This is a genomic window from Loigolactobacillus zhaoyuanensis (genome assembly GCF_003946385.1).
Taxonomy (GTDB): domain Bacteria; phylum Bacillota; class Bacilli; order Lactobacillales; family Lactobacillaceae; genus Loigolactobacillus; species Loigolactobacillus zhaoyuanensis.
Genome location: NZ_RHOE01000123.1, coordinates 1 through 2405 on the forward strand (window position 1 = coordinate 1; position 2405 = coordinate 2405).

Below are 2405 nucleotides of genomic sequence, written 5' to 3' on the forward strand. Positions count from 1 at the left end.
GAACCTTGATGACGGTTATTCTGGATTACAATGACAAGTTTGATCAGCGGGTGCATAAGGGATTCAACATGGTTGAAGACACATTAGAATCTATGTTTTAAAAAAAGGACGAGAGGCTTTTCTATTTACACATAAAATTTGACACTCTCGAAAATTAAATTATGATATTGATCAAGCGTGTTATCTTAAACTTTTTTAAGTTAATTAGATAATACTTTTTATCGACTCTAAGTAGGTCATTCTACTTGCACAGGTTTTATAGCATGGTATTGGGGGACACGTTCGTGGATGGTCAGAATATTTTAGTAGTTGCGATGTCCTGGGCAGCGCAATTAACTGTAGCAATATTTTTCATTGCCGGATTCGTTAGTTTTTACACCGAAATCTGGAATCAAGCTTTTAGGAATACACAACGACCGCGCTCAGAACGCATTGTTTTGCGGGCGATACTAATTTTATTAAGTATTGGCTTAGGCTCAGTTTTACATTTTGCCGGTTATATCAGCGGTAATAATGCGATGATGTACCATAATATCGGACTGTTTATATTAGTTTTTGCATTACTTGATGAAGAAATTAACCTTGGTGAATATTTAATTCGTGGTGGAGCGCTGATCGTTGTTTGGGCAATGCATCATATGAGTCATTTTATGCCCCAACGATTTACCATTTCAATGTTGATTTTACTGTTATTAATGGTGGTTATTTGGGCTTACCGGCGGGTGATCGAACCGCGCTTTATTTTACGGTTACTCTTTGCCTCTCTGATTGCTTTGGATTTTTGGCTGACTTTACCAAATCATTCGGCTGGGATGACAATGAGTCCTAGCATCGAGGTCGAGGCTGTCTTAATGTTCTTTGTGATGAAGTTATCCACAGGCCGCCAACAAAATCTGTGGGCACATAATGAACAGGTGGCGCATCTGGCTAACTACGATGAGCTAACAAACACAAAAAACTTCACCGCCTACCTACGGCTTTTGGTATTGCACACACTAGTCAACAACCACTAGCGGTGGCAATGTTGGATATTGATCATTTTAAGCTGATCAACGATAAATATGGTCATTTAGCTGGTAATCAAATACTGACCGAAGTTGCCAGCAGATTGAAACAAGTTTTATTACAGTATAGTGATAATTATCAACTTTATCGGACTGGTGGCGAAGAGTTTACATTAGTTTTCCCAGATAGCTCATCAGCTGAAGTTTTACCGATCCTGATCCATGCATGGCGCGCAGTGCGTTCTTCTGAATTTGTTTATGATAAGGACAAAATTAACATTACGGTCTCCTTAGGCCTAACTGAATTAGTTGATGATGATAAATCGCCAGATGATCTTTATAAGCGGGCGGATAATTCACTTTATACTAGTAAAAAACATGGCCGGGATGCGATCACCGTTGACGGGGAGACGCAGCAGTTACAAGATGATTCAGAACAAGAGAATTATGCTTATTTTATTGCGGGTATCTATACGCGGCAAACGACGGATGATAACAAACGACGCGCGGCAAATGAGCTGACCTTGCGGCGTTTTGATCGTAAAAAGCAAGAATGGGTCGTACCACAACAGAGTCATCTGAATATTGATACGCGAATCGAGCACATGCGTGATGCATTGGTCAATAGCCGGTGCCAGTCGATCGTTATCGCGCTATCCGTGGCTAGTTTTTTGGATCAATCGGTGGCCACAAAATTAATTGATTTCTTTAATAGTCCAAACGGGCCGGAAGTGATGTACATTGAATTAAACCGGACACCAGCGCTTAATTTATTGATCCCAATGGCTGAATTTTATCATAAAGCGGGGATTAAACTTGTGTTAACACAAGTTGGAAGCAATCGGCATTTTGAACGGATCAACGCTAGTTTACAGTATCTTGATGGCATCAAACTCACGATCAAACCGCGTAATGACCACAATGTCGTTCCACAACTTTTACGCAAAGATATTCAATTTTGGGGTGAAATTGCGGCTAACTGGCAGATCGAATTTATTCTTGATGGTATTACCGCTGAGGTCGTTGATGATAATATGTTTGCTTGGCTGCAGACACAAGAATACATCGATTATTTAGAAGGCGATTATTTTGGCCCAGCTAAACTGCCGATGTTAATGTCTTAATCGCCTAAGCATATGACGGGTGTGGTCACGGTGTTGTATGCTAAACTAATTTGTGCAGGAATGAATAAAACGGCGCTGGTTTAACGTAGCAAAAAGTGGCAACGCTGGTTACGATAATGCATTCACTCTGGTAACGTCTAAAGTTCCATGAAACCCAAGTTCAAAACCGGATGTTCAAGGGGGGATGACGATTAATATATGGAATCACCGTTCACGGATGAATCGAACTTAATTCAGGTGTTGCTTCTCACTGGATCTTGCCTATTTTATGTGTTCT

The 2405-nt window shown here is 40.5% G+C and carries 2 protein-coding genes; both read left to right on the plus strand.

Annotation, left to right across the window (positions count from 1 at the left end):
- Nucleotides 1–284: 284 nt before the first annotated feature.
- On the plus strand, nucleotides 285–1013 hold the full coding sequence (locus EKM76_RS13100) for a hypothetical protein (protein WP_125551002.1): 729 nt from the start codon (nucleotides 285–287) through the stop codon (nucleotides 1011–1013).
- On the plus strand, nucleotides 986–2128 hold the full coding sequence (locus EKM76_RS13105; RefSeq protein WP_125551003.1) for a diguanylate cyclase: 1143 nt from the start codon (nucleotides 986–988) through the stop codon (nucleotides 2126–2128). The genes EKM76_RS13100 and EKM76_RS13105 overlap by 28 nt, the downstream gene beginning before the upstream one ends.
- Nucleotides 2129–2405: the final 277 nt, after the last annotated feature.